This window comes from Streptomyces sp. SAJ15 (genome assembly GCF_007595705.1).
GTDB lineage: Bacteria > Actinomycetota > Actinomycetes > Streptomycetales > Streptomycetaceae > Streptomyces.
In genome coordinates this window covers 1,294,339-1,300,861 of the sequence record NZ_NISY01000001.1, presented here as the reverse complement: position 1 = coordinate 1,300,861, position 6,523 = coordinate 1,294,339, and the positions used below count along the sequence as shown (strand labels likewise).

Here is a 6,523-nt window from a genome sequence, read left to right as displayed (position 1 = left end):
TGATGGCCCTTCGACGGGGTATCAACATATCTGGCGTTGACTTTTGGCACGCTGTTGAGTTCTCAAGGAACGGACGCTTCCTTCGGTCCCACTGTACTGATTAGATCCAGTACCGGGCCCTCCGGGCGCTTCCCTTCGGTGTTTCCAACCTTACCAGATTCTTTTTCGTTTCCCCTGCTTCTCGAAAGTCGCAGTCGATCCGAATTTGTTTCCGGTGGCCGTTGGAGTGGCCTTTGCCTTTCGGCTGATCCGACTTTATCAGAATTCTCTGAGCCGAATTCCCGCCCCTCGGAGGATGACCCGAGGCGCCTGAGCGCTTCGCGTTCCCCGTGAGGTGGAGCCGTAAACGTACTGGAGCGGGGCGCTCGATGCAAATCGAGCGCCCCGCTCCCTGAGTCATCGTCAGACCTCGACCACGACAGGCAGGATCATCGGCCGCCTGCGGTAGGTGTCGGAGACCCACTTGCCGATGGTGCGCCGCACCACCTGCTGCAGCTGGTGGGGGTCGGCGATGCCGTCGGCGGCGCACTTGGCGAGCGCTTCCTCGATCTTCGGGGTCACCCCGACGAACGCGGCGTCCTCGATACCGGAGCCACGCGCCTGGATGTGCGGACCCCCCACGATCTTGCCCGTGGTGCTGTCCACCGCGAGGAAGACGGAGATGATGCCCTCTTCCCCGAGGATGCGGCGGTCCTTGAGCGAGGCCTCGGTGACGTCGCCGACCGAGAGGCCGTCGACGTACACATAGCCGGCCTGCACCTTGCCGACGATCTTCGCGACGCCGTCGACCAGGTCCACCACCACGCCGTCCTCGGCGATGACGCATCGGTTCTTCGGCACGCCGGTGAGAGCGCCGAGCTCCGCGTTGGCGCGCAGGTGGCGCCACTCGCCGTGGACGGGCATCAGGTTGCGGGGCTTGCAGATGTTGTAGAAGTACAGCAGCTCGCCCGCGGAGGCGTGCCCGGAGACGTGCACCCGCGCGTTGCCCTTGTGGACCACGTTGGCGCCCCATCGGGTCAGACCGTTGATCACCCGGTAGACCGCGTTCTCGTTGCCCGGGATGAGGGACGAGGCCAGGATGACGGTGTCGCCCTGGACGATGCGGATCTGGTGGTCCCGGTTGGCCATCCGGGAGAGGGCGGCCATCGGCTCGCCCTGAGAGCCGGTGCACACCAGCACGATCTCGTCGTCCGGCAGGTCGTCGAGGGTCTTCACGTCCACCACGAGCCCGGCCGGGACCCGCAGATAGCCCAGGTCGCGCGCGATCCCCATGTTGCGGACCATGGAGCGGCCGACGAACGCCACCCGGCGCCCGTACTCGTGGGCGGCGTCCAGGATCTGCTGGATGCGGTGCACGTGGCTGGCGAAGCTCGCCACGATGATGCGCTTCTGCGCACCGGCGAAGACCTGGCGCAGCACATTGGAGATGTCGCGCTCGGGCGGCACGAAGCCGGGGACCTCGGCGTTGGTCGAGTCCACCAGCAGCAGGTCGATGCCCTCCTCGCCCAGCTTGGCGAAGGCGGGCAGGTCGGTGAGCCGGCCGTCCAGCGGAAGCTGGTCCATCTTGAAGTCGCCGGTGTGCACGGCCATGCCCGCGGGGGTGCGGATGGCGACCGCCAAGGCGTCCGGAATGGAGTGGTTGACCGCCACGAACTCGCAGTCGAAGGGGCCGATCCGCTCGCGGTGGCCCTCCTCCACCTCCAGTGTGTAGGGGCGGATGCGGTGCTCCTGGAGCTTCGCCTCGATGAGGGCGAGCGTCAGCTTGGAGCCGATCAGCGGGATGTCGGCCTTCTCCCGCAGCAGGTAGGGGACACCGCCGATGTGGTCCTCGTGGCCGTGCGTGAGCACGATGCCGTCGATGTCGTCGAGGCGGTCCCGGATGGACGTGAAGTCCGGCAGGATCAGGTCGACTCCGGGCTGCTCCTCCTCGGGGAAGAGCACTCCGCAGTCGACGATCAGCAACCGGCCGCCGTACTCGAAGACGGTCATGTTGCGGCCGATTTCGCCCAGGCCGCCGAGCGGGGTGACGCGCAGGCCGCCCTCGGGGAGCTTCGGCGGCGGGCCGAGCTCGGGATGCGGATGACTCAAAAGACTCTCCTCACCACACACGCCACATGCCCCCGTGGGGGCACATGGCGCGCGTGACCTTCGTGCACTTGCTGATGTGTCTGTATGCAGTTGTGAAGTCTGTGGTTACAGCTGTACCCCGCCGGCGGCCAGATCGCGCTTCAGCTGTTCGGTTTCCTCCGGAGAGAGCTCGACCAGGGGCAACCGCAGCGGGCCGGCCGGCAGGCCCTGGAGGGCGAGGGCGGCCTTGGTGGTGATCACGCCCTGGGTGCGGAACATCCCCGTGAAGACCGGGAGCAGCTTCTGGTGGATCTCGGTGGCCTTGGTGACGTCGCCGGCGAGGTGGGCGTCGAGCATGGCGCGCAGTTCGGGGGCGACCACGTGGCCGACCACGGAGACGAAGCCGACGGCGCCCACGGACAGCAGCGGAAGGTTCAGCATGTCGTCGCCGGAGTACCAGGCGAGGCCCGAGCGGGCGATGGCCCAGCTGGCGCGGCCCAGGTCGCCCTTGGCGTCCTTGTTGGCGACGATGCGCGGGTGCTCGGCGAGCCGGACCATGGTCTCGGTGCTGATCGGGACGCCGCTGCGGCCGGGGATGTCGTAGAGCATCACCGGGAGGCCGGTGGCGTCGGCGATGGCCGTGAAGTGGCGCTGCAGCCCCTCCTGCGGGGGCTTGCTGTAGTACGGGGTGACGGCCAGCAGGCCGTGCGCGCCGGCCTGCTCGGCGGCGCGGGCGAGCTCGATGCTGTGTCGGGTGTCGTTGGTGCCGGCTCCGGCCACGATGTGGGCGCGGTGGCCGACCGCGTCGACCACGGCCCGTACGAGCTGGGATTTCTCCACATCGCTGGTGGTGGGTGACTCGCCGGTGGTGCCGTTGACGATCAGGCCGTCGTTGCCGGCGTCCACCAGGTGGGCGGCGAGCCGCTGCGCGCCGTCGAGGTCGAGCGCGCCGTCCGGGGTGAATGGCGTGACCATGGCGGTCAGCACACGCCCGAAGGGGGTCTGCGATGTGGATGTCGGAGCCATGGGACCAACGCTACTCGTAGCGTGCCCCGGTGCGCTCCTTCGGGGCGGCGACATGGAGCCCGGCACTGCCTGCTCGGGGGTTCAAGCAGTGCCGGGTCCGTATGTTCAGCCTAGATGAACTTCACGAAATGCCGCAATACGGACACTTCTTGCTACCGGCCCGTACGACGGCTGCCGGGACGTCCTACGGCGCGACCCGGCCGTTGTTGTTGAACGCCGCGTAGGTCAGCGGCATGAGCTTGGCCCACTCCGCCTCCATCAGCTCGCCCACCATCTCGATCTCGCGCTGCGGGAAGGACGGCACCGTGGCCTGCTCGTGCTGGGTGCGCAGCCCGAGGAAGTGCATGAGCGAGCGCGCGTTGCAGGTCGCGTACATCGAGGAGAAGAGGCCGACCGGCAGCACCGAGCGGGCCACCTCACGGGCCACCCCGGCGGCCAGCATCTCCTGGTACGCCTCGTACGCGTGGCGGTAGGCGTCCTCCATCACCCGGCCGGTCAGCTCGTGCTGCGCCTGGGTGCCCTCGACGAACCGGTACTTGCCCGGACGGCCCTGCTGGACCAGCTTGCGGGCCTCCCCCGGCACATAGAAGACGGGCTGCAGCTCGCGGTAGCGACCGGACTCCTCGTTGTAGGACCAGCCCACACGGTGGCGCATGAACTCGCGGAAGACGAAGATCGGGGCGCTGATGAAGAAGGTCATCGAGTTGTGCTCGAACGGGCTGCCGTGGCGGTCCCGCATCAGGTAGTTGATCAGCCCCTTGGAGCGCTCCGGGTCCTTCTGGAGCTCATCCAGGGACTGCTCCCCGGCGGTGGACACGCGAGCGGCCCACAGCACGTCGGAGTCGGCCGCGGAGTGCTTGACCAGCTCGACGGTCACGTCGCTGCGGAAGCTGGCCTGCCGCTCACTCTCGGCGTTCTCGGCAAGGGTCTCGGTCACCGACGGGGTCCTTCCATCTGCATCGCACGGGCGCCGCCCAGCTTACGGGCCACCACCGACACTCCCCCGTCCCATCGTTCCCCCGGGCGGCGGTCGGGGCCACCGTCGGCCCGCGCCGACCGGGCCGTCCGCCTCGGCGGCGCAAGGGAAACCACGGACCTGCCGCGCAAGAGGGGTCGGCGAAGAAGGCCGGAAAAGAAGTGTGAGAAGGGGCACCTTCCGAGCCGTTTTCGCGTCTAACTGTTCGAGATCCCCCATCGAGGTCCCAGGAGGACGCCCATGTTTCGCCGGCGAGAGCCCGTGCCATTCGCCTTCGTGGCCGAGGCCGATCGCTTCCGCAGCAATATCACCCCCCCGCCCCGGCGGCGCGCGAGCGTGAGCCAGGTGGCCGGCCGCACCCTCATCGGGCTGACCGTGGTCGCCGGTTTCGCCGCCGGGCTGCTGTTCGGTACGCCCGCGCTGGAGTCCGGCCCGCAGAACACCCGACAGGTCCAGCATTCCGAGGCGTCGACCGGGCGCTGAGAGCGACCGGGAGGGCGCTGGGATAGCCTCACCCCACCACAGCCAGATCGCGCCGTGCGTGTGAGTGAGGACCATTCGTGCCCCTGCCGTTCCTGACCGCCGAAGCCGACTCCGAGGAGTCCGCGGCGGGCGCCGAGCCCCTGCCCTACGAGGATCGGGATCGTTGGCGGCGACCGTACCGCCCCGGCCCCTGGCGGGTGGGCGGCGCGGCGCTGCTGCTGCTCCTGGCCTCGTACATCCTCTTCTCCGCCCTGATCATCGCCCTCGCGGGCGCGCTGCCCGGTGCCGGCATCTGCATCGGCGCGGCCACCGTCGTCATCATCGGCGCGGTGCGGCTGGTCCGGGCGGGCATCTGGGTGAGTGCCTACGGCGTGCGCCGGGTGGGGATGTGGGGGACGACCACGGTCGAGTGGAGCAAGGTCGACTCGATCCGCACCGTCCAGCAGCCCGTGAAGTGGTTGGGCCTGCCCCGCACCGTGCAGGGGCAGGCCCTTTCGCTTGCCCTGACCTCCGACGAGCCGCTGAAGCCGCTGGTCACCGACCACAACGCGGACTTCCTGGGCCGCCGCGAGGCTTTCGACATGGCGGCCGACGCCGTCGAGGACTGGGTCACGGAGTACGGCGTACGGTCCTGACCCGACCGCCGTCACCACCGCGACCGACGAGAGCGCCGCGACCGAGCCGGTCCGGGCCTGGCCGATACGGCTAGGCGCGGACCGGCTTTCCGTCGTGCAGGGCGATGGCGCGCTGCATGGCCTTGCGGGCGCGCGGGGTGTCCCGGGCGTCGTGGTAGGCGATGGCCAGGCGGAACCAGGCGCGCCAGTCGTCCGGGGCCTCCTGGGTCTCGGCGCGGCGCCGGGCGAAGACCGCGTCGGCCGAGTCGCGGTCGACGCGACCGCTCGGGGTGCGGGCCAGCTCGTCGACCGGCAGCCCGCCCTCGGCCTCCAGTTCGCGGGCCAACCGGTTGGCGTCGCGGGCGAAGACCGTGGTCTGCCACAGGAACCAGCAGCCGATGAACGGCAGCACCAGCACGGCCGCGCCGAAGGCGACCGTCACCGGGGTGCCCTGCCGGATGAGCAGGACACCGCGGCTGCCGACCAGGACGAAGTAGACGACCAGGACGGCGGCGAGGGCGAAGTACGTGATCTTTGCGCGCACGGCTCGGGCCTCAGTCCAGGTCCAGGAAGTGCTCCAGGCCGAGGGTCAGCCCGGGGTTGGTCGGCACGCGGCGGGCGCCGAGCAGGATGCCCGGCATGAAGCTGCTGTGGTGCGTGGAGTCGTGCCGGATGGTGAGGGTCTCGCCGGTGTCGCCGAGCAGCACCTCCTGGTGGGCGAGGAGACCGCGGAGCCGCACCGAGTGCACCGGGATTCCGTCCACGTCGGCGCCGCGCGCGCCGTCCAGCGCGGTGACCGTGGCGTCCGGCTGCGGGGCGCAGCCGGCCTCCGCGCGGGCCGCGGCGATCAGCTGGGCGGTGCGGGTGGCGGTGCCGGAGGGGGCGTCCGCCTTGTTCGGGTGGTGCAGCTCGATGACCTCGACGGACTCGAAGTAGCGGGCCGCCTGCTGGGCGAAGCGCATGGTCAGCACCGCGCCGATGGAGAAGTTCGGCGCGATCAGCACGCCGACCTCCGGGGCCGCGGCCAGCCAGCCGCGCAGCTGCGAGAGGCGCTCGTCGGTCCATCCGGTGGTGCCGACGACGCCGTGGATGCCGTGGCGCACACAGAAGTCGAGGTTGCCCATGACGGAGCCCGGGTCGGTGAGCTCGACCGCGACCTGCGCGCCCGCCTCGACCAGGGTCTCCAGCCGGTCGCCGCGGCCCAGGGCGGCGACGAGTTCCATGTCCTCGGCGGCCTCCACGGCCCGTACGGCCTCGGAGCCGATGCGGCCCCGGGCCCCGATGACCGCCACCCGCAGCTTGCTGCTCATTGCTCGATTCCTTCTCTAGGGGTCCAGGGGGCGGAGCCCCTGGAGAA

7 protein-coding genes are annotated in these 6,523 nt (G+C 69.8%); 2 read left to right on the top strand and 5 right to left on the bottom strand.

Annotated elements, in window-relative coordinates; all coding sequences use genetic code 11:
- Positions 1 to 402: 402 nt before the first annotated feature.
- The 3 genes from CD790_RS05635 to thyX form a co-directional block, all read right to left on the bottom strand.
- Positions 403 to 2,088 carry a ribonuclease J gene (locus CD790_RS05635; protein WP_144381808.1) on the bottom strand — a complete coding sequence of 562 codons (1,686 nt, stop codon included), beginning with the start codon at positions 2,086 to 2,088 and terminating at the stop codon, positions 403 to 405.
- A 105-nt stretch (positions 2,089 to 2,193) separates the two neighbouring features.
- Complete coding sequence (gene dapA / locus CD790_RS05630) at positions 2,194 to 3,093, bottom strand: 4-hydroxy-tetrahydrodipicolinate synthase (RefSeq protein WP_144381807.1); 900 nt, start codon at positions 3,091 to 3,093, stop codon at positions 2,194 to 2,196.
- A gap of 184 nt (positions 3,094 to 3,277) precedes the next feature.
- The gene (thyX, locus tag CD790_RS05625; protein WP_144381806.1) at positions 3,278 to 4,030 is read right to left on the bottom strand and encodes an FAD-dependent thymidylate synthase; all 753 of its coding nucleotides are present in this window, start codon (positions 4,028 to 4,030) and stop codon (positions 3,278 to 3,280) included.
- Positions 4,031 to 4,309: 279 nt separating this feature from the next.
- Between thyX and CD790_RS05620 the strand changes: the two genes are divergently transcribed.
- Together CD790_RS05620 and CD790_RS05615 are read left to right on the top strand one after the other, a co-directional pair.
- Positions 4,310 to 4,552, top strand: a complete 243-nt coding sequence (locus tag CD790_RS05620) for a hypothetical protein (protein ID WP_144381805.1) — start codon at positions 4,310 to 4,312, stop codon at positions 4,550 to 4,552.
- Positions 4,553 to 4,629: 77 nt separating this feature from the next.
- Positions 4,630 to 5,187, top strand: a complete 558-nt coding sequence (locus CD790_RS05615) for a hypothetical protein (protein WP_144381804.1) — start codon at positions 4,630 to 4,632, stop codon at positions 5,185 to 5,187.
- Between the two features lie 70 nt (positions 5,188 to 5,257).
- On the opposite strand, the gene CD790_RS05610 is transcribed toward CD790_RS05615, so the two are convergent.
- Both CD790_RS05610 and dapB read right to left on the bottom strand, forming a co-directional pair.
- Positions 5,258 to 5,710 carry a tetratricopeptide repeat protein gene (locus CD790_RS05610; RefSeq protein ID WP_144381803.1) on the bottom strand — a complete coding sequence of 151 codons (453 nt, stop codon included), beginning with the start codon at positions 5,708 to 5,710 and terminating at the stop codon, positions 5,258 to 5,260.
- A 10-nt stretch (positions 5,711 to 5,720) separates the two neighbouring features.
- Entirely contained in the window at positions 5,721 to 6,476 is a 756-nt protein-coding gene (dapB, locus tag CD790_RS05605; protein WP_144381802.1) for a 4-hydroxy-tetrahydrodipicolinate reductase, read from the bottom strand.
- Between the last annotated feature and the right edge of the window lie 47 nt (positions 6,477 to 6,523).